Annotated in this window: 21 protein-coding genes and 1 tRNA gene; 12 read left to right on the top strand and 10 right to left on the bottom strand. The window is 73.5% G+C overall.

The window, feature by feature from the left end; genetic code table 11:
- Positions 1 to 21 precede the first annotated feature (21 nt).
- Together ACH4PU_RS07875 and ACH4PU_RS07870 are read right to left on the bottom strand one after the other, a co-directional pair.
- Complete coding sequence (locus tag ACH4PU_RS07875; RefSeq protein WP_185940333.1) at positions 22 to 564, bottom strand: FHA domain-containing protein; 543 nt, start codon at positions 562 to 564, stop codon at positions 22 to 24.
- 10 nt (positions 565 to 574) lie between these two features.
- Positions 575 to 1,444 (bottom strand): FhaA domain-containing protein, encoded by an 870-nt coding sequence (locus ACH4PU_RS07870; protein ID WP_398267651.1) that lies wholly within the window; start codon positions 1,442 to 1,444, stop codon positions 575 to 577.
- Between the two features lie 463 nt (positions 1,445 to 1,907).
- Here ACH4PU_RS07870 and ACH4PU_RS07865 point away from each other — a divergent pair.
- Positions 1,908 to 1,991: transfer RNA gene (locus tag ACH4PU_RS07865), tRNA-Leu, on the top strand.
- Between the two features lie 149 nt (positions 1,992 to 2,140).
- On the opposite strand, the gene ACH4PU_RS07860 is transcribed toward ACH4PU_RS07865, so the two are convergent.
- Positions 2,141 to 2,575 (bottom strand): MarR family winged helix-turn-helix transcriptional regulator, encoded by a 435-nt coding sequence (locus ACH4PU_RS07860; protein ID WP_398267648.1) that lies wholly within the window; start codon positions 2,573 to 2,575, stop codon positions 2,141 to 2,143.
- Positions 2,576 to 2,668: 93 nt separating this feature from the next.
- Here ACH4PU_RS07860 and ACH4PU_RS07855 point away from each other — a divergent pair, with 93 nt between their 5' ends.
- From ACH4PU_RS07855 to ACH4PU_RS07845, 3 genes are all read left to right on the top strand, one after another.
- Complete coding sequence (locus tag ACH4PU_RS07855; RefSeq protein WP_398267645.1) at positions 2,669 to 3,700, top strand: hypothetical protein; 1,032 nt, start codon at positions 2,669 to 2,671, stop codon at positions 3,698 to 3,700.
- Between the two features lie 38 nt (positions 3,701 to 3,738).
- Positions 3,739 to 4,539 carry a hypothetical protein gene (locus ACH4PU_RS07850; protein ID WP_351504173.1) on the top strand — a complete coding sequence of 267 codons (801 nt, stop codon included), beginning with the start codon at positions 3,739 to 3,741 and terminating at the stop codon, positions 4,537 to 4,539.
- Between the two features lie 81 nt (positions 4,540 to 4,620).
- Positions 4,621 to 4,968, top strand: a complete 348-nt coding sequence (locus ACH4PU_RS07845) for a rhodanese-like domain-containing protein (protein ID WP_185940329.1) — start codon at positions 4,621 to 4,623, stop codon at positions 4,966 to 4,968.
- A 272-nt stretch (positions 4,969 to 5,240) separates the two neighbouring features.
- On the opposite strand, the gene ACH4PU_RS07840 is transcribed toward ACH4PU_RS07845, so the two are convergent.
- From ACH4PU_RS07840 to paaA, 5 genes are read right to left on the bottom strand one after another with little or no spacing between them, the layout of a single operon-like run.
- Positions 5,241 to 6,323: a 2Fe-2S iron-sulfur cluster-binding protein gene (locus ACH4PU_RS07840; protein ID WP_398267642.1), complete on the bottom strand. Its 1,083-nt coding sequence runs from the start codon at positions 6,321 to 6,323 to the stop codon at positions 5,241 to 5,243.
- The gene (paaD, locus tag ACH4PU_RS07835; RefSeq protein ID WP_398267639.1) at positions 6,323 to 6,853 is read right to left on the bottom strand and encodes a 1,2-phenylacetyl-CoA epoxidase subunit PaaD; all 531 of its coding nucleotides are present in this window, start codon (positions 6,851 to 6,853) and stop codon (positions 6,323 to 6,325) included. The genes ACH4PU_RS07840 and paaD overlap by 1 nt, the downstream gene beginning before the upstream one ends.
- Positions 6,847 to 7,593, bottom strand: a complete 747-nt coding sequence (gene paaC / locus ACH4PU_RS07830) for a 1,2-phenylacetyl-CoA epoxidase subunit PaaC (RefSeq protein WP_398267636.1) — start codon at positions 7,591 to 7,593, stop codon at positions 6,847 to 6,849. Before paaC ends, paaD begins: the two co-directional genes overlap by 7 nt.
- Complete coding sequence (paaB, locus tag ACH4PU_RS07825) at positions 7,590 to 7,877, bottom strand: 1,2-phenylacetyl-CoA epoxidase subunit PaaB (RefSeq protein WP_004939950.1); 288 nt, start codon at positions 7,875 to 7,877, stop codon at positions 7,590 to 7,592. The genes paaC and paaB overlap by 4 nt, the downstream gene beginning before the upstream one ends.
- On the bottom strand, positions 7,874 to 8,911 hold the full coding sequence (gene paaA / locus ACH4PU_RS07820; protein ID WP_398267632.1) for a 1,2-phenylacetyl-CoA epoxidase subunit PaaA: 1,038 nt from the start codon (positions 8,909 to 8,911) through the stop codon (positions 7,874 to 7,876). The genes paaB and paaA overlap by 4 nt, the downstream gene beginning before the upstream one ends.
- 384 nt (positions 8,912 to 9,295) lie before the next feature.
- Between paaA and ACH4PU_RS07815 the strand changes: the two genes are divergently transcribed.
- The 3 genes from ACH4PU_RS07815 (at position 9,296) to ACH4PU_RS07805 (ending at position 12,132) form a co-directional block, all read left to right on the top strand.
- Positions 9,296 to 9,988 (top strand): DUF5819 family protein, encoded by a 693-nt coding sequence (locus tag ACH4PU_RS07815; protein WP_398267629.1) that lies wholly within the window; start codon positions 9,296 to 9,298, stop codon positions 9,986 to 9,988.
- The gene (locus ACH4PU_RS07810; protein ID WP_398267626.1) at positions 9,985 to 11,289 is read left to right on the top strand and encodes an HTTM domain-containing protein; all 1,305 of its coding nucleotides are present in this window, start codon (positions 9,985 to 9,987) and stop codon (positions 11,287 to 11,289) included. Before ACH4PU_RS07815 ends, ACH4PU_RS07810 begins: the two co-directional genes overlap by 4 nt.
- Positions 11,290 to 11,370: 81 nt before the next feature.
- Positions 11,371 to 12,132: a TrmH family RNA methyltransferase gene (locus ACH4PU_RS07805; protein ID WP_398267623.1), complete on the top strand. Its 762-nt coding sequence runs from the start codon at positions 11,371 to 11,373 to the stop codon at positions 12,130 to 12,132.
- A 37-nt stretch (positions 12,133 to 12,169) separates the two neighbouring features.
- Here ACH4PU_RS07805 and paaN read toward each other — a convergent pair whose 3' ends face one another.
- Positions 12,170 to 13,867 (bottom strand): phenylacetic acid degradation protein PaaN, encoded by a 1,698-nt coding sequence (gene paaN / locus ACH4PU_RS07800; protein ID WP_398267620.1) that lies wholly within the window; start codon positions 13,865 to 13,867, stop codon positions 12,170 to 12,172.
- A 233-nt stretch (positions 13,868 to 14,100) separates the two neighbouring features.
- On the opposite strand from paaN, the gene ACH4PU_RS07795 reads away from it, so the two are divergent.
- Both ACH4PU_RS07795 and ACH4PU_RS07790 read left to right on the top strand, forming a co-directional pair.
- Positions 14,101 to 15,627 (top strand): 3-hydroxyacyl-CoA dehydrogenase, encoded by a 1,527-nt coding sequence (locus tag ACH4PU_RS07795; RefSeq protein WP_398267617.1) that lies wholly within the window; start codon positions 14,101 to 14,103, stop codon positions 15,625 to 15,627.
- Entirely contained in the window at positions 15,624 to 16,214 is a 591-nt protein-coding gene (locus ACH4PU_RS07790; protein ID WP_351504068.1) for a TetR/AcrR family transcriptional regulator, read from the top strand. Before ACH4PU_RS07795 ends, ACH4PU_RS07790 begins: the two co-directional genes overlap by 4 nt.
- 116 nt (positions 16,215 to 16,330) lie before the next feature.
- On the opposite strand, the gene ACH4PU_RS07785 is transcribed toward ACH4PU_RS07790, so the two are convergent.
- The gene (locus ACH4PU_RS07785; protein ID WP_398267613.1) at positions 16,331 to 16,825 is read right to left on the bottom strand and encodes an Lrp/AsnC family transcriptional regulator; all 495 of its coding nucleotides are present in this window, start codon (positions 16,823 to 16,825) and stop codon (positions 16,331 to 16,333) included.
- Between the two features lie 181 nt (positions 16,826 to 17,006).
- Between ACH4PU_RS07785 and pdhA the strand changes: the two genes are divergently transcribed.
- Genes pdhA through ACH4PU_RS07770 form a run of 3 tightly spaced genes read left to right on the top strand, consistent with a single transcriptional unit; the run spans position 17,007 to position 20,610 of the window.
- Positions 17,007 to 18,176, top strand: a complete 1,170-nt coding sequence (gene pdhA, locus ACH4PU_RS07780; protein WP_398267610.1) for a pyruvate dehydrogenase (acetyl-transferring) E1 component subunit alpha — start codon at positions 17,007 to 17,009, stop codon at positions 18,174 to 18,176.
- The gene (locus ACH4PU_RS07775) at positions 18,173 to 19,273 is read left to right on the top strand and encodes an alpha-ketoacid dehydrogenase subunit beta (protein ID WP_398267607.1); all 1,101 of its coding nucleotides are present in this window, start codon (positions 18,173 to 18,175) and stop codon (positions 19,271 to 19,273) included. Before pdhA ends, ACH4PU_RS07775 begins: the two co-directional genes overlap by 4 nt.
- A complete protein-coding gene (locus ACH4PU_RS07770; protein WP_398267604.1) occupies positions 19,273 to 20,610 on the top strand; it encodes a dihydrolipoamide acetyltransferase family protein in 1,338 nt (445 codons plus the stop codon). Before ACH4PU_RS07775 ends, ACH4PU_RS07770 begins: the two co-directional genes overlap by 1 nt.
- Positions 20,611 to 20,676 lie beyond the last annotated feature (66 nt).

Below are 20,676 nucleotides of genomic sequence, written 5' to 3'. Positions count from 1 at the left end.
CCTCCGGTCGTCATGGTCCTACTACTTCCGCAGCTCGATGACGGTCTTGCCGATGCGGATCGGCGCGCCGAGCGGGATCGGGGTCGGGGTGGTCAACCGGGTCCGGTCGAGATAGGTGCCGTTGGTCGACCCGAGGTCCTCGACGATCCAGCGGCCGTCGCGGTCGGGATAGATCCTGGCATGCCGGCTGGAGGCGTAGTCGTCATCCAGCACGATCGTCGAGTCGTGGGCGCGGCCGAGGGTGATGGTCTGGCCCTGCAGGGCCACCGTGGTGCCGGTGAGCGTGCCCTCCGAGATCACCAGCTTGGTGGGGGCGCCGCGGCGGCCGCGGCTCTCGGCACGGCCCGCGCCCCGACGCCCGCCGGACTGCTGGCGCTGCGGCGGCGGGGTGGCCTGCTGGGCCGCCCGCTGCGCCGGACGTCCGTCGCCGCCGCGGCGCGAGCCGCGCGCGGTCACCCGCGTGCCGAACAGATCACTGCGAATGACCTGCACGGCCACGATGACGAACAGCCACAGTACGGCGAGGAAACCCAACCGCATGACCGTGAGGGTCAGCTCTGACATTGCCCCCGCTTCACCCTTCGGCTTGCCGATAAACGATGGTGGTGCTGCCCACGACGATCCGTGAGCCGTCGCGGAGCGTAGCGCGCGTGGTGTGCTGCCCGTCCACGACGATGCCGTTGGTCGACCCCAGGTCCTGGATGGTCGCGGGGGTGCCGACCCGGATCTCGCAGTGCCTGCGGGAGACGCCGGGGTCGTCGATGCGGACGTCGGCCTCGGTACTGCGGCCCAGCACCAGGGTCTGACGGGAGATCTGGTGCCGGGCACCGTTGATCTCGATCCAGCGCCGCGTCCGCTCCGCCGCGCCGGCTCCCGGCCCGCCCGCGCGGGGCTGGGGACGGGCCGCGCCGGGCGGCGGGGACGACGGCATGGGCGGGGCGCCGGAAGGCTGCGGCGGGTAGCCGCCGCCCTGGGTGGCGGGGGAGGGGCCGCCGCCGCGGGGAGCGCCGCCGCCGTACGGAGCGTGGGGGGCCTGGTGGCCCTGCTGCGCCTGGGGTTCCTGGGACTCGCTGGCCGCGAGGGTGCGGCTGCGGACGCGGTACAGACCGGTGTCGAGGTCGTCCGCCTTCTCCAGGTGGACCTGGATGGTCCCCATGAAGGTGTACCGCTGCTGCTTCGCGTAGTCGCGGACCATGCCGGCCAGCTCGTCGCCCAACTGGCCGGAGTAGGGGCTCAGCCGCTCGTAGTCCGGGCCGCTCAGCTCCACGATGAAGTCGTTGGGAACGACCGTGCGGTCACGGTTCCAGATGGTGGCGTTGTTGTCGCACTCCCGCTGGAGTGCGCCCGCGATCTCCACGGGCTGGACCTCGGACTTGAACACCTTGGCAAAGGTGCCGTTCACGAGACCTTCGAGTCGCTGCTCGAAGCGCTTCAGTACTCCCACGGGGCACCTCCTTCCCTCGGTGACGCCTGTGATGCCCGGTGCCGTTCCTGATACTGCTTACTGATCGTATCCACGCGCCGGGAAAACGGCTGGTTCCCCTTCGGCGCCAGGAGTGACGAGTGTCGCCCTCGCGCCCGTGCCGTGTTTCCCTCCGCGTTCCGTGCGGTCCTGCGGGATCCCCCGGGTCCTGCCCGGATCCTCCGGGTCCTGCCCGGATCCTCCGGGTCCTGCCGGGATCCTCCACGGGGGATCGTAGAGGCGCCCGGAGGCCAGTGTCCCGCAACCGGCGGGGTCCCCGCCGGTACCCCGGTGACCGGCCGGGGGCGGTCGGGGGGCGGCCGGTGGACAACGGGTGTGAAGGCACCCTCCGGAGCGTGCTAATGTTCTGCATGTCGGAAGGCGGACACGCCGCGAACCGGACGAAAGTCCGGGGAGAGAGCAGAAGCCGGAAGACACACCCAATGCGCGGGTGGCGGAATAGGCAGACGCGCTGGATTCAGGTTCCAGTGCCCGAAAGGGCGTGGGGGTTCAACTCCCCCCTCGCGCACCGTGAGAACGGGCCTCGTCGTGAAAACGACGGGGCCCGTTCTTCTGTTTGCCCTGGCGTTCATCCGGCGTCCGCTCGCTGTGGGCCGGGGGCGTCCCTGTGCCGTATCTCTCAGCTCTCTCGGCGGGACCGCCCGTCCGGTGGGTTGATCAATCCCCTTCCGCCCCCGAGGCGTTGTAGCGCAGCAGGTAACCGGCGAAACGGGCGAGGTCGGCCTCGTCCCAGTCGGCGAGGCGGTTTTCGAAGGCGGTGCGGCGGCTGGCCGCGACCTGGTCCAGGACCTCGGTGCCGCGGTCGGTGAGGTGCAGGACCTGCACCCGCTGGTCGTCGGGGTCGGCGCGGCGCTCGACGAGGCCCAGCCGCTCCAGACCCGCCACCTGCCGGCTGACCGTGGACTTGTCGAGCAGGTAGTGCGCGGCGAGGTCGGTGGCCCGGCAGCCCCGCTGGTCCTGGAGGTGGGCGAGCAGGGTGTACGAGACCAGCGACAGCTCGGGGTGCAGCCGGGCAGCGGCGGCGCGGGCGCGGCGTGCGAAGGCGGTCAGTTCCCGCTGGATGGTGTCGAGGTGATCGGCTCGATGTGCCACGGAAGTCCCTTCCTGCCCGCTTGGTTGTATAGTACAACTGAAAGTGAAAGTTGTATAAGCCAACCATCTTGATCATCCTGGAGAGGGGTGCCCATGAGGCCCGCGACGCGCGCCGCGCTCCGGCATGTACTGACCCATCTGCTCACGCCGCTGCTGATGTGCGTCGGCATGGGGCTCGCCTACCTCGGCGCCTTCGCCGACCCGACGCCGCACGAACTGCCGGTGGCGGTCGTCGGCTCCGGACCGAGCGCGGAGCGACTGGCCGGCGCGATCGGGGAGCGGGCCGGCGACAAGCTGTCCGTCCACACCGTCGCCGACCGCGCGGAGGCCGTCCGGGAGCTGAAGGACCAGGACGTCTTCGGCGCCTACGTCCCCGACCGGCGGGCGCCGGAACTGCTGATCGCCTCGGCCGGCTCGGACACCACGGCGTCGGCGGTGCAGAAGGTGTTCACGCCCGTCGCCGCCCGGCAGAACGCCCCGCTGAAGGTGACGGACGTGGTGCCGCCCTCCGAGGGCGACCCGACCGGGCAGGGCATCTTCTTCCTGCTGGTCGCGCTCAGCATCGGCTCGTACGCCTCCGTCGCGGTGATCGGCGGGGCCGGTGGGGCGCTGGCGCTGCGGATACGGGCCGTGCTGGCCGCCGCGACGTCGCTCGTGGTCAGCGTGATCGGCGTGGTGCTGGCGGGGCCCGTCTTCAACCTGGTGGACCACGGGCTGTGGGGGCTGTGGGGCCTGTCGTGGCTGTACTCGGCGGGTGTGCTCTTCGTCGGTACCGGGCTGCACACCTTCCTCAAGCGGTGGACCACGCTCGGGGTGATGGTGCTGTTCGTCATGCTGAACTTCACCAGCGCCGGCGGGGTCTTCCGACCCGAGCTGCAGAACGGGTTCTTCGCCGGGCTGCACGGCTTCTGGAACGGCGCGGGCTTTGTGGAGGGCACCCGCAGCCTCGTCTACTTCGGCCACTCCGGGCTGGGCGGCCACGTGACCACGCTGCTGGTCTGGCTGGCCGTGGGGCTCGTGGTGCTGGGGGCCGCCTGGGCGGTGGAACGCCGGCGCGGGGTGCGGGCGGCCGAGGCGGCCCGGGCCGAGGCCGAGGAGGAGATGGAGGAAGCCGTCGGCGTCTGAGGCGGGAGGGGGGCCGGAGCTCGTAGGCTGGGCGGGTGATGAATCCGGAGACCGATGTGCCGGCCGAACCGGGCACCGAGCGGCTGGAGCGGGCCGTGCGGGCCGCCGAGCAGGCGCTGATCGAGTTCGAGATCGCGGTGGAGACGTTCCGGGTGGAGGTGGAGAACTTCTCCCGGCTCCACCACCAGCGGCTCGGCCCGCTGTACGGGCGGCTGGACGAGCTGGAGGCGCGCATCGCCGAGGCCGTCGCCGCCCGCTCCGGCGACCCGGACGACCTGCGGCGGGCGCGCGAGGCGCGGGCGCTGGTGCAGCCGATGCCGGACGTCGAGGAGCTGCTGGGCGGCTGGATGGACTCCGACGGGCTGTCGCCCGAGGCGACCGCCATGCTCACCGGGCAGCGGGTCCGGCCACCGGAGCGCGTCCGGCCCAGCGACGCGGCTCGCAAGGCGTACCGCGACCTCGTCCGCCGGGCCCACCCCGACCTGGCCACGGAGGAAGGGGAGCGGCGGCGGCGCGAGGAGTTCGTCGTCCGGGTCAACGAGGCGTACGCGGCGGGTGACGAGGAGCGGCTGCGCGAGCTGGCCGAGGAGTGGGCCGCCGGGCCCGTCCCCGGGCAGCGGCGCCCGGACCGCGCCGAGGAGCTCTACGCGCGGCTGGAGTGGCTGGCCCGTCGCAAGGAACTGCTGGCCGAGCTGGCCGCCGAGCTGGAGTCCTCGGCGATCGGCGCCATGATCAAGATGGCGCCGGAGGACCCCGACGGGCTGCTCGACGAGATCGCGGGCGGGCTGCTGGCGCAGATCGCCGAGCGCGAGACCCGGCTGGCCTCGCTGGTCGGGTAGCGGGCGGCGGCTCCGGGTGACCGGGGCGACTGGGACGACTGGGGCGACCGAGGGGTCCGGCGGTCGGGTAGCGTCGGGCCCATGATGTTTGGTTCCGGGGTTCCCACGGTCGAGGTCGGCGCGCTCGCGGCGGACGACTTCCTGCTGGACGTACGCGAGGCCGACGAGTGGGAGGCCGGGCACGCCGAGGCCGCCCTGCACATCCCGATGAGCGAGTTCACCGCGCGCTTCGGCGAGCTCACGGAGCAGGCGCCCGACGCCGGCCGGATCAACGTGATCTGCCGCTCGGGCGGCCGCTCGGCCCAGGTCACCGCCTATCTGGTGCAGCAGGGCATGGACGCGGTGAACGTCGGCGGTGGCATGCAGGCATGGGAGGCCGCGGGCCGTCCGGTCGTCGCGTCCGGCGGGGGCCCCGGCGCGGTGATCTGAGGCGGGCGCCGGCGCCACGGAGTCCGCGGCCGGAGCAGGAGCCGGCGCGGAGCCGAAGCGGGAAGCGTGGGCGTGGGGCCGGGGCGCGAGTGGTGAGCCGTCGTCGGCCGCTGTCGCCGTTTTGAGACCGCCTCCCTATCCGCTGCCCCCGCATCGCTACCCGCTGCCCACATCGCTGATCGAGGGGGTGGTGGCGCGGCCGGGACCGGCGCCGGCGGCGGGAGTCGCGGAGCCGGAGTCGGCCGCCTCGCGCCGCGTGCCGGGTTCGACGGTCAGCGGTCGAAGTCCAGCTCCACCTCCTCCGTCGCCGGCCGCGACTGGCAGGCCAGGACGTATCCCGCCGCCAGCTCGTCGTCCTCCAGGGCGAAGTTCCGCTCCATCCGCACCTCGCCGGAGACCAGGAACGCCCGGCAGGTGCCGCAGACGCCGCCCTTGCAGGCGTAGGGCGCGTCGGGGCGGTTGCGCAGGACGGCCTCCAGCAGGGACTCGTCCTCGCGGACGGGCCAGCGGCCGCCGCGGCCGTCCAGTGTGGCCGTGACCGTGCCGCGGGTGGGCGCGGCGGCGGACCGGGGCGGGGCCGGAGCGGCCGGGCCGTCCTCGACGTGGAAGATCTCCTGGTGGACGCGGTCCCGGGGCACTCCCAGGCCGTGCAGGGCGCGCTCGGCGGACAGGACCAGCCCGTGCGGGCCGCACAGGAACCAGCCGTCCACCGCACCGACGGGGAGCAGCGCGGGCAGCAGGCCGGTCAGCCGCCGCTCGTCGAGCCGCCCGGAGGCCGGGCCGGCCTGCTGCTCCTCCCGGGAGAGGGTCTGGACGACCTGGAGCCGGCCGGGGTAGCGGTCCTTGAGGTCGGCGACCTCCTCCAGGAACATCGTGGAGGCCGTGGTGCGGTCGCTGCGCAGGAGCGTGAAGCGGGCCGCCGGCTCACGGGCGAGCAGGGTCGTCGCGATGGACAGGACGGGAGTGATCCCGCTGCCCCCGACGACCGCGGCGAAGTGCCCGGGGCGCGGCTCCAGGACGAACCGCCCCGCCGGCGTCATCACCTCCAGCTCGTCCCCCGCCCGCAGCTCCTTGAACGCGTAGGTGGAGAACGCGCCGCCGTCGACCAGCCGCACGCCCACCCGCAGGGTGCTCGGCCCCTCGGGGCCGGGAGCCCGCCCGCAGACGGAGTAGGTGCGGCGTATCTCGGCGCCCTGGGCGGTGTGCCGCACGGTCAGGTGCTGCCCGGGGGCGTGGCGGAAGGCGTCCCGGAGCTCCTCGGGGACGGCGAAGGTCACGGCGACCGCGTCGTCGGTGAGCGGTTCGACGGACGCCACCCGCAGGCGGTGGAAGGTGCCGTGGCGGGCCGCTGCCATCAGTGCAACTCCTTGAAGTGGTCGAACGGTTCGCGGCACGCCTCGCAGCGGCGCAGGGCCTTGCAGGCGGTCGAGGAGAAGCGGCTGAGCAGCGTGGTGTCCGTGGAGCCGCAGTGTGGGCAGCGAATGGCGAGCTGTACGGGCACGGGGCCGCCGGGGCCGGAGGGGCGGGGCGGGGCGACGCCGTGCTCGGCGAGCTTGCGCCGGCCCTCGGCGCTGATCGCGTCGGTGGTCCAGGGCGGCGAGAGCACGGTGCGGACCTCGACGTCGGCGACCCCTTCGGCGTGCAGGACGCGCTCTATGTCGGCGGACATGGCCTCGACGGCGGGACAGCCGGTGTAGGTGGGGGTGAGGTCCACCTCCACCCGGCCGGGGGCGGTGACGCGCAGGCCGCGCAGAACGCCGAGCTCCTCCAGCGAGATGACGGGCAGCTCGGGGTCGGGGACGGCGCCGGCCAGCGCGCGCAGCCGCTCCTCCAGGGACGTCAGGCTCTCGGCGGCCCGGGGTGGGGGCGCGGATCCGGTCACCATGACGCCCCCGGGTGGCTGCGGTGCAGGTGCTGCATCTCGGCGAGCATGCGGCCGAAGGGCTCGGTGTGGACGCCCTGGCGTCCGGCACCCGCGGCCCAGGCGACCGCTGCCGGGCCGCTGGGCAGCTCCAGGGTGGCCCGTCGCAGGGTGTCGCCGACGCGTTCCGTCCACGCCTCGCGGAGGGCGGCCGGATCGACGCCGTCGAGGCCCTCCACGGGCGCGAACAGCTCGCCCGTGTACCGCCACAGGGCCTCCGTCGCGCGGCGCATCCGCTCGTGGCTCTCGGCCGTGCCGTCACCGAGCCGCAGGGTCCAGTGCTCGGCGTGGTCGAGGTGGTAGGCGACCTCCTTGACGGCCTTCGCCGCCAGCGGGGCGAACGGCCCGTCGCCCTCGGCGAGCCGGGTGTAGAGCAGGTGCTGGTAGGCGGAGAAGTAGAGCTGCCGGGCGATGGTGTGGGCGAAGTCCCCGTTGGGCCGTTCGACGAGCTGGACGTTGCGGAAGGCGCGCTCCTCGCGGAGGTAGGCCAGTTCGTTCTCGTCGCCGACGAGCGAGAGCAGGGTGCGGGCCTGGCCGAGCAGGTCGAGGGCGATGTTGGCGAGCGCGACCTCCTCCTCCAGGACGGGGGCGCGGCCCGCCCACTCCCCCAGCCGGTGTGCGAGGACCAGGGCGTCGTCGCCGAGCGCGAGAGCGGCCGTGACGGGCACGGATCCGGTGGAGGCGCGGGTGGTCGTGGTGGTCACAGGTGCCGCACCCCTTCGGGGATCTCGTAGAACGTCGGGTGGCGGTACGCCTTGTCGCCGGCCGGCTCGAAGAAGGGGTCCTTCTCGTCCGGCGAGGAGGCGGTGATGGCGTCGGAGGGCACGACCCAGATCGAGACGCCCTCGGACCGCCGGGTGTACAGGTCGCGGGCGTTGCGCAAGGCCATCCGCGCGTCCGGGGCGTGCAGGCTGCCGGCGTGGGTGTGCGAGAGGCCGCGCCTGCTGCGGACGAACACTTCCCACAGCGGCCAGTCGGTGCCGGTCATGCCATCGCCTCCGGGTGCTCGGTGGGGCCGGACGCGGCGGTCCCGCGCTCGGGGGTGCTGTGCGGGGTGCCGCCGGGGCGGGGGCCGGGGGCGTGCTTGGCGGCGTACGCGGCGGCGGCCTCCCGTACCCAGGCGCCCTCCTCGTGGGCCTCGCGGCGGCGGGCGAGCCGCTGCTCGTTGCAGGGGCCGTTGCCGCGCAGGACCTCGTTGAACTCGTCCCAGTCGATCGGGCCGAAGTCGTAGTGCCCGGTCTCCTCGTTCCATCGCAGGTCGGGGTCGGGGAGGGTGAGGCCCAGGGACTCGGCCTGCGGGACGCAGATGTCGACGAAGCGCCGGCGCAACTCGTCGTTGGAGTGCCGTTTGATCTTCCAGGTCATGGACTGGGCGGAGTGCGGGGATTCGCCGTCCGGCGGGCCGAACATCATCAGCGACGGCCACCACCAGCGGTTCACCGCGTCCTGGGCCATGGCGTGCTGCGCTTCCGTGCCACGGCTGAGGGCGAGCAGCAGCTCGTAGCCCTGGCGCTGGTGGAACGACTCCTCCTTGCAGACGCGGATCATGGCGCGTGCGTAGGGGCCGTAGGAGCAGCGGCAGAGGGGGACCTGGTTGGTGATGGCCGCGCCGTCCACCAGCCAGCCGATGGCACCGACGTCGGCCCAGGTGAGTGTGGGGTAGTTGAAGATCGAGGAGTAGCGCTGGCGGCCGGTGTGCAGCTTGTCCAGCAGCTCGTCGCGGCCGACGCCCAGGGTCTCGGCGGCGCTGTAGAGGTAGAGGCCGTGGCCGGCCTCGTCCTGGACCTTGGCCATGAGGATGGCCTTGCGGCGCAGCGACGGGGCCCGGGTGATCCAGTTGGCCTCGGGCTGCATGCCGATGATCTCGGAGTGGGCGTGCTGGGCTATCTGCCGGATGAGGGTGGCGCGGTAGGCGTCGGGCATCCAGTCGCGCGGCTCGATGCGCTCGTCCGCCGCCACCGCGGCGTCGAACACCGCCTCCAGAGCCGCCGTGTCCACCGTTTCCGGTGCCGTCGTGGTCATGTCGATGCCCCTCTGCCCCCTCGTCCGATGTGAACGCGTGAACGCACGAGCGGCGGCGCCTGGGTGGGGAATGCTCGGCGCCCTACCGACCGATCGTTCGGTTCAATGGTGAGGTGGCTCCCGAGCGGTGTCAAGCCTGTGGATAACCGGCTGTGACCGCCTGTGGACAACCGCGCCGAAGCGTCTCGGGGGGCGCGAAACCCTTACGGGATGGGCGATCGGCTCCCCACGGGCCGACGGCTCGAAGGGCCGGGGGCCCCGGCGGCGGGCCGGTCGGCGGGACCGAGGTCTTATGGCCGCTGTGTCGGCCGCGGTCGGGTCGGTACCGTTCGGGTGCGCGGAAGGCGTCCGCGCGCGATCGGACGAGCGGAAAACGGGGCGTACATGGACACGGACGACGGACGCGAGCGGAAGGACGGCGCCGGTGAACGGGCGGCTCCGGCCGCCCCCGCCGGGCTGTCCCGGCCCGCCCGCTGCGTCATCGCGCTCGGTGCCCTGGTCGTCGCCCTGGTGACGGCGGTCCATCTCGGCATGATGTTCCTGCATGTGGCGCCGCCGAACACGGTCAGCAAGCAGCACGCCTCGACCATCGCGGACTACGTCCTGCCCGAGTTCGAGCAGAACTGGAAGTTCTTCGCGCCCAATCCGCTCCAGCAGAACATCCACGTCCAGGTCCGTGCCCAGGTGCGCGCCCCGGACGGCAAGGTCACGGTCACCCCGTGGACCGACCTCTCCGCCCAGGACGGTGCCGCCATCCACCACAACCCCCTCCCGAGCCACGCGCGGCAGAACCAGCTCCGCCGGGCCTGGGACTTCTACCTCTCCTGGCACGACGAACAGGGCCGGCCGCTGGGGAAGCGGAGCCCGCTCGCGGAGGAGTACCTGCGCCGGCTCGCCGTCTCCCGGATCGGTCTCGACCGTGAGGCGGGCGAGCTGGAGCGCGTCCAGCTCCGCTCGGTGACCTCGAACGTCGCGCCGCCGCCCTGGAGCAAGGGCCAGACCGGCGACCCCGTCCGGCGTGAGCTCGCCTGGTGGCAGGTCAGCGCCGAGGACCTGAAGGCGGTGCGGTCCTGGTGAGCCTCTCCTCCGTACGTACCGCCTGCTCGACGGCCTACGCCCGGGTCACGGGCCGCTCCCTCGGCCCGTACCAGACCGCCCTGATCCGGATCGGGTTCTCCTTCACCTGGCTGTTCTTCCTGGCCCGCGAGTGGGTCAACCGCCATGAGCTGTACGGCCCGGACGCCGCCTGGAGCTGGGACCTCGCCCGGCGGCTGACGGACGACAACGGCTCCTTCACGGTGCTCATGTGGTCCGACAGCGGCTGGTGGTTCGAGCTGGTCTACCTCATGGCGATGGTGTCGGCCCTGCTGCTGATGCTCGGCTGGCGGACCAGGACCATGTCCGTCCTCTACATGATCGGCCTGCTGTCGCTGCAGAACCGCAGCGTCTTCGTCGGCGACGGCGGGGACAACGTCCTGCACCTGATGGCGATCTACACGGTGTTCACCCGCTGCGGTCAGGTGTGGTCGCTCGACGCCCGGCGCGCCCGGCGCCGGGCGGCGGCCGGGCCGGACGCGGAACGGGATCCCGGCCGGGACCGGGACGTCACCGGGGTCGTGCTGTGGACGCTCTGCGGCCTCGCGCTGGCACTGGCGACGACGGACGCCGGCACCCGGCTCGCCTGGGCGGCTCACGGGCCGGTCCCGGGCATCGGCTGGGCCACGGTGCTGTGGTCCCTGTGGTGCGGGCACGGGCTCTGGTGGGCCGTGCGGCGGTACGGCGGCACCGAACCGCGCGCGGTGATGGCCGCGTTCGGGCACCTGATGCACAACGCCGCCCTGCTGGTGATACTCGCCGAGGTCTGCCTGATCTACGGGGCGGCCGGCTGGTACAAGGTGCAGGGCTCGCTCTGGCAGGACGGCACCGCGCTCTACTACCCCCTGCACCTCGACTACTTCTCCCCCTGGCCGGGCCTGTCGCACGCCCTGGCCGCCAGCGGCGTCGTCGTGCTGCTGCTCAGCTATGGGACGGTGGCGGTCCAGGCGGCCTTCCCCCTCACACTGATCAACCGCCGGGTGAAGAACGCCCTGGTGGTGGTGATGATCGCGGAGCACCTGGGGATCGCGGTCCTGCTGGGACTGCCCTTCTTCTCCCTGGTGATGATCTTCGCGGACGCCGTGTTCCTGCCGACCGCCTTCCTGGTGTGCGCGGGCGGAGCCGTGGGGCGGACGGCGACACGGGGCTGGAACACGCTCGTCCGGTTCAACCGGCGCGAGATCCCGGCCCAGTGGAACCGGAAGGCGGCGGACCGAGCGTCCGAAGCCCGGGTGAGGGATGAGGTGATCGAAGCGGACCCGGCCCGTTCGAAGACCGGCTGAGCGACGGCGAGCGGGCCCTTCCCCAACGGCCTGCTCGCCTCAGCTCCCCGACTTCCCAGGTCAGCGCCGTAGGCTGAGCCCATGACCGAGGACGCGACCGGTATCGCCGTGCGGCAGTGGGGCGAGCTGGCCCCCGGTGCCGTGCTGCTCGACGGATTCCACGCCATCAAGCACGCCCTGCGCTTCGGGGCCCGGGTCGGCCCGGTGCTCACCACCGACGCCGCCGCCGTCCTGGCGCTGGCCGACGGGCTCGCCGACGACGTGACCGATGCGCTGCGCGGGCTGCTGACGGAGGTGGACCGGGACGTCCTGCGCGGGCTGGTGCCCCGGGGCCACACCACCGAGGTCGCCGCGCTGGCCGCCCGGCCCGCCCGCGAGGACAACCTCGCCGCGCTGGCCCGCCGCCCCCGCCCCGCGCCCGTCGTGCTCCTCGACAACCCGCGCAACCTCGGGAACGTCGGCGCGGTCGTCCGGCTGGCCGCCGGCTTCGGCGCGACCGGCGTCGTCACCACCGGGGACCTCGACCCGTGGCACCAGAACGCCGTCCGTGCGGGCGCGGGGCTGCACTACGCCACGGCCGTGGAGCGGGTGAAGACCGACATCCTGCCCCCGGGGCCGCTGTTCGCGCTCGACCCGGAGGGCGAGGACGTCAGGACCGTCGTCCTGCCGGACGACGCCGTCCTCGCCTTCGGATCCGAACGCCACGGCATTTCGGACGAGGTGCGGGCGCGGGCGGACCGGCTGGTCTCGCTGCCGATGCGCCCGCAGGTGTCGAGCTACAACCTCGCCACGAGCGTCGGGATGACGCTGTTCCACTGGGGCGGTCCGAAGGCGGCGGGCTGACGGGCCGCGTCGGCCCGCCGGCGAGCCCGCCGCGGGGTCACGCCTGCCGCCGCACCTCCACCGTGCGGAACCGGCTCGCCACGAACGCCGCGTCGCACAGCGCCGCGTTGGCCGCCGGGTTGCCGCCCGAGCCGTGGTAGTCGGAGAACGCGGCGGTCTGGTTGACGTAGACGCCACCGGTGAGGTTCAGCGAGAGCTGTGCGCACTCCTCCAGGCACGCCTCCTCGATCAGCCGCTCGGCCTCCGCCGAGGTGGTGTACGCGCCGACCGTCATCGCGCCCTTCTCCCGCACCGTGCGGCGCAGCAGCTCCACCGCCTCCGCCGTGGAGTCCACGGCCACCGCGAACGACACCGGGCCGAAGCACTCGGAGAAGTAGGCGGCCTCGGCGTCCGGCTTCGCGCCGTCGAGTTTGACGATCACCGGGGTGCGGACGGTCGCGTCGGGGAAGTCGGGGTTGGCCACCGTGCGGGAGGCGAGTGCCACCTCGCCGAGCCGGCCGGCCGCCTCGACGCGCTCCTTGACCTGGTCGTTGACGATGGCGCCGAGCAGGGCGTTGGCCCGGGCGTCGTCGCCCAGGAGCGCGCCGACGGCCTCCGCCAGGTCGGCCACCACCTCGTCGTACGTCTTGTGGCCGGCGTCCGTGCCGATGCCGCCGCGCGGGATCAGCAGGTTCTGCGGGGTGGTGCACATCTGGCCGCTGTAGAGGGAGAGCGAGAAGGCGAGGTTGCCCAGCATCCCCTTGTAGTCGTCGGTGGAGTCGACGATCACGGTGTTGACGCCGGCCTTCTCCGTGAAGACCTGCGCCTGCCTGGCGTTGGCCCCCAGCCAGTCGCCGAACGCCGTGGAGCCGGTGTAGTCGATGATCCGGACGTCCGGGTGGACGGCCAGCGCCTTGGCGACGCCCTCGCCGTCCCGCTCGGCGGCGAGCGCGACGAGGTCGGGGGAGAAGCCGGCCTCGCGCAGCACCTCGCGGGCGACGCGCACGGTCAGCGCGAGCGGCAGGACCGCGCGCGGGTGGGGTTTGACCAGCACGGGGTTGCCGGTGGCGAGCGAGGCGAAGAGGCCGGGGTAGCCGTTCCAGGTGGGGAAGGTGTTGCAGCCGATGACGAGGGCGATGCCGCGCGGCACCGCGGTGAACTCCTTGGCCAGTTTCAGCGGGTCGCGTTTGCCCTGCGGCTTGACCCACTCGGCCGTCCGCTCCGCCTCGGCCTGCGCGGCGTACGCGTAGGCGACGGCCTCCAGGCCGCGGTCCTGGGCGTGCGGGCCGCCGGCCTGGAACGCCATCATGAACGCCTGGCCGCTGGTGTGCATGACCGCGTGCGCCATCTCGTGCGTCCGGGCGCTGATCCGCTTGAGGATCTCCAGACACACCAGCGCCCGGTGGCGGGGGCCCGCGTCGCGCCAGGGGCGCATCGCGGACCGCATGGCCGGGAGCAGCACGGAGAGGTCGGCGTGGGGGTACTCGACGCCGAGCCGCGGGCCGTAGGGGGAGACCTCGGAGCCCGTCCAGCCGTCCGTGCCGGGCTGGTCGAGCTCGAAGCGCCGGTCCCGGAGGGCGTCGAAGGCCGCCTGGCCGGCGGCGGCGTCCAGGCCGCCGTCCTGGTCGGGGCCGTACGCCTTGGGGTGCTCGGGGTGCGGGGACCAGTAGGCGCGGGTGCGGATGACGTCGAGGGCCGTGTCGAGCGTGGCGGAGTGCTTCTCGGCCAACTGGTCGATGGTGAGTCCGGCGGTCACGGTTGACCAACTCCTCGTCGGACGGGCATGGATGCGGTGGCGGTGGACCTGGGAACAGCGCTGCTGCGAGCGCGGTGAAAGCTGGGAAAGCAGTGGAACCAGGTGAAGCGGTGGTGCCGGATCCGTACGGCCGGGTGCCGTTGTCGTACCCGCCAGATACATTAACCGAACGATCGGTCGGGACAAGGGGGCCCGGCGAATCCGGGACCACCTCATCGGGGAGGATCACTGCCATGACCGCAATCGAGCCGGAGCAGACCGTGTCCGTCGTGGGCGCGGGCACCATGGGCCAGGGCATCGCCCAGGTCGCCCTGGTCGCGGGCCATCCCGTGCGGCTGTACGACGCCCTCCCGGGTCGCGCGGAGGACGCCGCGCGGTCCGTCGCCGCCCGGCTGGACCGCCTCGTGGCCAAGGGCCGGCTGCCGGCGGACGCCCGGGACGCGGCCGTCGCCCGGCTGCGCCCCGTCGCCGAGCCCGCCGGGCTCGCGGGCTCCGCGCTCGTCGTCGAGGCCGTCGTCGAGCGGCTGGACGTCAAGCAGCGGCTGTTCCGCGAGCTGGAGGAGGTCGTCGGCGACGACTGCCTGCTCGCCACCAACACCTCGTCCCTGCCCGTGACGGCCGTCGCCGGAGCGCTGCGCCGCCCCGGACGCCTCGTGGGCCTGCACTTCTTCAACCCGGCGCCGCTGCTGCCGCTGGTCGAGGTCGTCCGGGGGCACGCCACCGACCCCGCCGCCGCCGACCGCGCGTACGCCACCGCCGCGGCCTGGGGCAAGACGCCCGTACGCTGCGCCGACACCCCCGGCTTCATCGTCAACCGGCTCGCCCGGCCCTTCTACGCCGAGGCGTTCCGGCTCCTGGAGGAGCGGGCCGCGGATCCCGCCACCATCGACGCGGTGCTGCGCGAGAGCGGCGGATTCGCCATGGGCCCGTTCGAACTGACCGACCTCATCGGGCAGGACGTGAACGAGGCCGTCACCCGTTCGGTGTACGAAGCCTTCTTCCACCACCCGAAGCTCACGCCCTCCCTCGCCCAGCGGCGCCTGGTGGAGGCGGGACTGCTGGGGCGGAAGAGCGGGCGGGGCTGGTACGACCACGCCGAGGGCGCCGCCCGGCCGGAACCGCACACCGCGGCCCCCGAGAAGGCGCCCGCCGCGCTCATCCTGCACGGCGCCCCGCCCCCCGCCGCGGCCGTCCTGCCGGAGCTGATCGTCGCCGCGGGCATAGCCCTGACGCGAGGGGACGCCGACGGTGACGGGTACTTCGCGCTGCCGGGCGGCGCCCGGCTGGCCCTCACCGACGGCCGTTCCGCCACGGGCGACGCCGGGGAGCCGGCCGTCCGCTTCGACCTGGCCCTGGACTACCGCTCCTGCGCCCGTGTCGCCCTCGCCGCCTCCGCCGGCACGTCAGAGGACGATCTGCGGGCCGCCGTGGGCCTGTTCCAGGCGCTCGGCAAGAAGGTCAGCGTCGTGGCGGACGCGCCCGGCCTGATCGTCGCGCGGACCGTCGCCCTGCTCGTCGACCTCGCCGAGGACGCCGCCGGCCGGGGCGTCGCCGGGCCGGAGGACGTCGACACCGCCATGCGGCTCGGCGTGAACTACCCGCGCGGACCGCTGGAGTGGGGCCGGGAGCTGGGTGCCGCCTGGGTCCGCCGCTTCCTGGCGAACATGGAGTACGAGTACCCGGGCGGTCGCTACGCCCCGTCCCAGCCGCTGCGCCGCCGAGCGGCCGCCGCCGTCAAGGAGAGCCTGCTTCCATCATGACCATGCCCAAGCGCGACACCTACACGCCGGATTCGCTGCTCGCGGTCGCCGTCGCGGTGTTCAACGAGCGCGGCTACGACGGCACCTCCATGGAGCACCTGTCGCGCGCCGCGGGAATCTCCAAGTCCTCGATCTACCACCACGTCAGGAGCAAGGAGGAGCTGCTGCGGCGCGCCATAAGCCGTGCGCTGGACGGGCTGTTCGCCGTCCTGGACGAGCCGGGCGCCACCACCGGGCCCGCCGTGGACCGGCTGGAACACGTCACCCGCCGCACGGTCGAGGTGCTGATCGCCGAACTGCCCTATGTGACGCTGCTGCTGCGCGTGCGCGGCAACACCGACACGGAGCGCTGGGCGATGGAGCGCCGGCGCGAGTTCGACCACCGGGTCGCGGCCCTCCTCAAGGAGGCCGCGGCCGACGGCGACCTGCGGGCCGACGTGGACGTCCGGCTGGCCACCCGGCTCCTCTTCGGAATGATCAACTCCGTGGTGGAGTGGTACCGGCCGCAGCGCGGCAACGCGGCCACCAGCGAGGAGGTCGCCGACGCGGTGATCAACACGGCGTTCGCGGGGCTGCGGGCGCACTGAGGCGGGGCGCCGGCGGCGCACTGAGGCGGGTGCACTGAGGCGGGCGCGCGCGGCCGCCCGGACGCCGTGCCCCGCGCCCGGCCGCCCGGACGCCGTGCCCGGCCGCCCTGAACGTCTCATCCGTCCACGCCCTCCTTGAGGTCCTGCTCCTCGAAGACCAGCAGAGTGCGGGTGCTCAGCACCTCCTCTATGGCCTGGATCCGGGTGAGCACGAGCTCGCGGAGGGCACGGTTGTCCCTGGTGTGGACCAGCAGCAGGACGTCGAAGTCCCCGCTCACCAGGGCGATGTGCGCGGCCCCCGGCAGCACCCGGAGCTTCTCGCGCACGGTGCGCCAGGAGTTCTGCACGATCTTCAGCGTGATGTACGCGGACGCGCCCTGCCCGGCCCGCTCCTGGTCGATGCGTGCCCCGAAGCCCCGGATCACCCCGTCGTCGATCAGGCGGTTGATCCGCGCGTAGGCGTTGGCACGGGAGACGTGCACCCGCTCGGCCACGGAGCGTATCGACGCCCGTCCGTCGGTCTGGAGCATGTGCAGGATCGAGCGGTCGATCTCGTCGAGCGGTCGTGCGGGCGTTCTGGGGCTCGTTTTGGCCATCTGTTCGTCCGGCATACCGCCATGCCTCCCCTGGGTGGACGCGCTGTTCATATCTCAGGCTGTGGAGAACCGTTTGTCCACAGGCCCGGGCCGCCTGTAGCCAAAATGCACCGGCAACCGAACAATCGGTAGGGAGAGTGCAGGGCGCTTTCCGGTCACGCCTGCCTCACGCCTGCCCCCAGAGGAGGTGCTCGTCATGACGGTCCTGGAGCAGCCCGGTGCCTACCGGCCGACCCCGCCCCCCGCCTGGCAGCCCCGCACCGATCCCGCTCCGCTGCTGCCCGACGAGGAGCCGTACCGGCTGCTGGGCACCCCCGCCGCGGACGCGCTGGACCCCGAGCTGCTCCGGCTGCTCCACGGCCACCTGGTGCGCGGGCGCCGCTACAACACCCAGGCCACCGCGCTCACCCGGCAGGGCCGGCTGGCCGTCTACCCGTCCTCGACGGGCCAGGAGGCGTGCGAGATCGCGGCGGCCCTCGCCCTGGAGGACCGCGACTGGCTCTTCCCCAGCTACCGCGACACCCTCGCCGCCGTCACCCGCGGCCTCGACCCCGTCCAGGCCCTCACCCTGCTGCGCGGCGACTGGCACACCGGCTACGACCCGCACGAGCACCGCGTCGCCCCGCTGGCCACCCCGCTCGCCACCCAACTCCCGCACGCCGTGGGGCTGGCGCACGCCGCGCGGCTCAAGGGGGACGACGTCGTCGCCCTCGCCATGGTCGGCGACGGCGGCACCAGCGAGGGCGACTTCCACGAGGCGCTGAACTTCGCCGCGGTCTGGCGGGCTCCCGTCGTCTTCCTGGTGCAGAACAACGGCTTCGCGATCTCCGTACCGCTGTCCAAACAGACCGCCGCGCCGTCCCTCGCCCACAAGGCCGTCGGCTACGGCATGCCCGGCCGGCTGGTCGACGGCAACGACGCGCCGGCCGTGCTGGAGGTGCTCGCCGAGGCCGTCAGGCGGGCCCGCGCGGGCGGCGGTCCCACCCTCGTCGAGGCCGTCACCTACCGCCTCGACGCCCACACCAACGCCGACGACGCCACGCGGTACCGCAGCGACGCCGAGGTCGCCGCCTGGCGCTCGCACGACCCCGTCGAGCTGGTGGAACGGGAGCTGGTCCGGCGCGACCTGGTGGACGCCGACGGCCTCGCCGCCGTCCGTGAGACCGCCGAGCGCATGGCCGCCGACCTGCGTGAACGCATGAACGAGGATCCCGAGCCGGATCCGATGGAGCTCTTCGACCACGTCTACGCCCGGCGCACCGCGCGCCTGCGCGAACAGGCCGAGCTGCTGCGCGCCGAGCTCGCGGCGGCCGGTGCCGCCGACGGCTCCGCGCACGGCGGCGGGCGGGAAGGAACGGACCGATGACCACCGCGGTCGCCGCGACGGGCCGCAAGCCCGCGACGATGAGCCAGGCCCTCAACCGGGCCCTGCGCGACGCCATGGCCGACGACCCGGCGGTGCACGTCCTCGGGGAGGACGTCGGCACCCTGGGCGGCGTCTTCCGGATCACCGACGGGCTGGCGAAGGAGTTCGGCGAGGACCGTTGCACCGACACGCCGCTGGCCGAGGCCGGCATCCTGGGCGCGGCCGTCGGCATGGCGATGTACGGGCTGCGCCCGGTGGTCGAGATGCAGTTCGACGCGTTCGCCTACCCGGCGCTCGAGCAGCTCATCAGCCACGTCTCCCGGATGCGCAACCGCACCCGCGGCGCCCTCCCCATGCCGATCACCGTCCGCGTCCCCTACGGGGGCGGCATCGGGGGCGTCGAGCACCACAGCGACTCGTCCGAGGCGCTGTACATGGCCACCCCTGGTCTGCACGTCGTCACGCCCGCCACCGTGGCCGACGCCTACGGGCTGCTGCGCGCCGCCATCGCCTCCGACGACCCGGTCGTCTTCCTGGAGCCCAAGCGGCTGTACTGGTCGAAGGCCGGCTGGGAGCCGGACCGGCCCGAGGAGGTGCCCGGGATCGGCACCGCCGTGGTCCGCCGGCGCGGCACCTCGGCGACGCTGATCACCTACGGGCCGTCCCTGCCCGTCTGCCTGGAGGCGGCCGAGGCCGCCACGGCGGAGGGCTGGGACCTGGAGGTCGTCGACCTGCGCTCGCTGGTCCCGCTCGACGAGGAGACCGTCTGCGCCTCCGTCCGGCGCACCGGACGGGCGGTCGTGGTGCATGAGGCGACCGGGTTCGGCGGCCCCGGCGGGGAGCTCGCCGCCCGGATCACCGAACGCTGCTTCCACCACCTGGAGGCGCCGGTGCTGCGGGTGACCGGCTTCGACATCCCGTACCCGCCGCCGATGCTGGAGAAGCACCATCTGCCGGGCGTGGACCGGGTGCTGGACGCGGTCGCGCGGTTGCAGTGGGAGGCGGACTGGACCGCTCCGGGGAGCGACTCCGGGGAGTCCCGGGGGAGCGCCTTGGGGGCGCGTGGAGTCCCGGGTACGCAGGGGGGTGCGCGCTGATGGCCGTCGTGAAGGAATTCGCGCTGCCCGACCTCGGGGAAGGGCTCACCGAGGCGCAGGTGATCCGCTGGCTCGTGGACGTCGGTGACGTCGTCGCCGTGGACCAGCCGGTCGTGGAGGTGGAGACGGCCAAGGCGATGGTCGAGGTGCCGTGCCCCTACGGGGGTGTCGTCACGGCGCGCTTCGGTGACGAGGGGGCGGAACTGCCTGTAGGGGCCCCCTTGTTGACGGTGGCGGTGGGCGAGTCGGCCGACGAGGTCACGGGCGACGCGGGGTCGGGCGACGAGGGGTCGGGGAACGTCCTCGTCGGGTACGGGACCCAGGCGCCGGCCGCCCGCCGGGCGCGGATCCGGCCGCCGGGCCGGCGCGCGCCGGAGCCGGTGGAGGCGGCGCCTGTGCACGGTGCGATCACGAACAGTGTGCTCGTGGACGGCGCGGTCGTGGACGGCGGCGCGGCCCCGGCGCCCGCGACCGTGGCCGTGATATCGCCGCTCGTCCGGCGGCTGGCCCGGGAACGGGGAGTGGATCTCGCGAGCCTGCGCGGCACCGGGCCCGAGGGGCTCATCCTGCGCGCGGACGTCGAACGCGCCACCGCACCGGCGCCCGCCCCGGCGCCCGCGTCAACGCCCGCGCCGGAGCGCGCGTCCGGCGAGCGCGTCCCCCTGCGCGGACTGCGCGGGACCGTCGCCGAGAAGCTGAGCCGCAGCCGGCGCGAGATCCCGGACGCCACCTGCTGGGTGGACGCCGACGCGACCGAACTGCTCGCCGCCCGCCGGGCCATGAACGACGGGCCCGGCCGCACCAAGATCTCCCTCCTCGCCCTCCTGGCCCGCGTCTGCACCGCCGCGCTCGCCGAGTTTCCGGAGCTCAACGCGACGGTGGACACCGAGGCCCGGGAGATCGTCCGGCTGCCGGCCGTGCACCTGGGGTTCGCCGCCCAGACCGAACGCGGCCTGGTCGTCCCGGTCGTCAAGGACGCGCACACGCGCAGCGCGGCCTCCCTCCAGGAGGAGATCGCCCGCCTCACCGAGGCCGCCCGCGCGGGCCGGCTGAGCCCGGCGGAGCTGACCGGCGGCACGTTCACCCTCAACAACTACGGGGTCTTCGGCGTCGACGGCTCCACACCGATCATCAACCACCCCGAGGCGGCCATGCTGGGCGTCGGCCGGATCGTCCCCAAACCCTGGGTGCACGACGGCGAACTGGCCGTACGCCACGTGGTCCAGCTCTCCTTCACCTTCGACCACCGGGTGTGCGACGGGGGAACGGCCGGCGGATTCCTCCGGTACGTCGCCGACTGCGTGGAGCGGCCCGCCCTGCTCCTCCGCTCGCTCTGAGCCCGCTCGCTCCGCGTCCGCTCGCTCCGGGGGCGAGGCGTCGCCCTCCGGCGTACGGCCGTCTCC

It is taken from the genome of Streptomyces sp. NPDC021100 (assembly GCF_044333095.1).
In the GTDB taxonomy this organism is placed as follows: domain Bacteria; phylum Actinomycetota; class Actinomycetes; order Streptomycetales; family Streptomycetaceae; genus Streptomyces.
This window is presented reverse-complemented; position numbering and strand designations above follow the sequence as displayed.

Coding starts and splice junctions, on each gene's coding strand:
- ACH4PU_RS07850 (WP_351504173.1), top strand. CDS start 3,739: ATGAATCCGGAGACCGATGTGCCGGCCGAACCGGGCACCGAGCGGCTG.
- ACH4PU_RS07790 (WP_351504068.1), top strand. CDS start 15,624: ATGACCATGCCCAAGCGCGACACCTACACGCCGGATTCGCTGCTCGCG.
- ACH4PU_RS07840 (WP_398267642.1), bottom strand. CDS start 6,323: ATGGCAGCGGCCCGCCACGGCACCTTCCACCGCCTGCGGGTGGCGTCC.
- ACH4PU_RS07805 (WP_398267623.1), top strand. CDS start 11,371: ATGACCGAGGACGCGACCGGTATCGCCGTGCGGCAGTGGGGCGAGCTG.
- paaD (WP_398267639.1), bottom strand. CDS start 6,853: ATGGTGACCGGATCCGCGCCCCCACCCCGGGCCGCCGAGAGCCTGACG.
- ACH4PU_RS07875 (WP_185940333.1), bottom strand. CDS start 564: ATGTCAGAGCTGACCCTCACGGTCATGCGGTTGGGTTTCCTCGCCGTA.
- ACH4PU_RS07770 (WP_398267604.1), top strand. CDS start 19,273: ATGGCCGTCGTGAAGGAATTCGCGCTGCCCGACCTCGGGGAAGGGCTC.
- ACH4PU_RS07815 (WP_398267629.1), top strand. CDS start 9,296: ATGGACACGGACGACGGACGCGAGCGGAAGGACGGCGCCGGTGAACGG.
- ACH4PU_RS07855 (WP_398267645.1), top strand. CDS start 2,669: ATGAGGCCCGCGACGCGCGCCGCGCTCCGGCATGTACTGACCCATCTG.
- ACH4PU_RS07845 (WP_185940329.1), top strand. CDS start 4,621: ATGATGTTTGGTTCCGGGGTTCCCACGGTCGAGGTCGGCGCGCTCGCG.
- paaA (WP_398267632.1), bottom strand. CDS start 8,911: ATGACCACGACGGCACCGGAAACGGTGGACACGGCGGCTCTGGAGGCG.
- ACH4PU_RS07785 (WP_398267613.1), bottom strand. CDS start 16,825: ATGCCGGACGAACAGATGGCCAAAACGAGCCCCAGAACGCCCGCACGA.
- paaB (WP_004939950.1), bottom strand. CDS start 7,877: ATGACCGGCACCGACTGGCCGCTGTGGGAAGTGTTCGTCCGCAGCAGG.
- pdhA (WP_398267610.1), top strand. CDS start 17,007: ATGACGGTCCTGGAGCAGCCCGGTGCCTACCGGCCGACCCCGCCCCCC.
- ACH4PU_RS07775 (WP_398267607.1), top strand. CDS start 18,173: ATGACCACCGCGGTCGCCGCGACGGGCCGCAAGCCCGCGACGATGAGC.
- ACH4PU_RS07795 (WP_398267617.1), top strand. CDS start 14,101: ATGACCGCAATCGAGCCGGAGCAGACCGTGTCCGTCGTGGGCGCGGGC.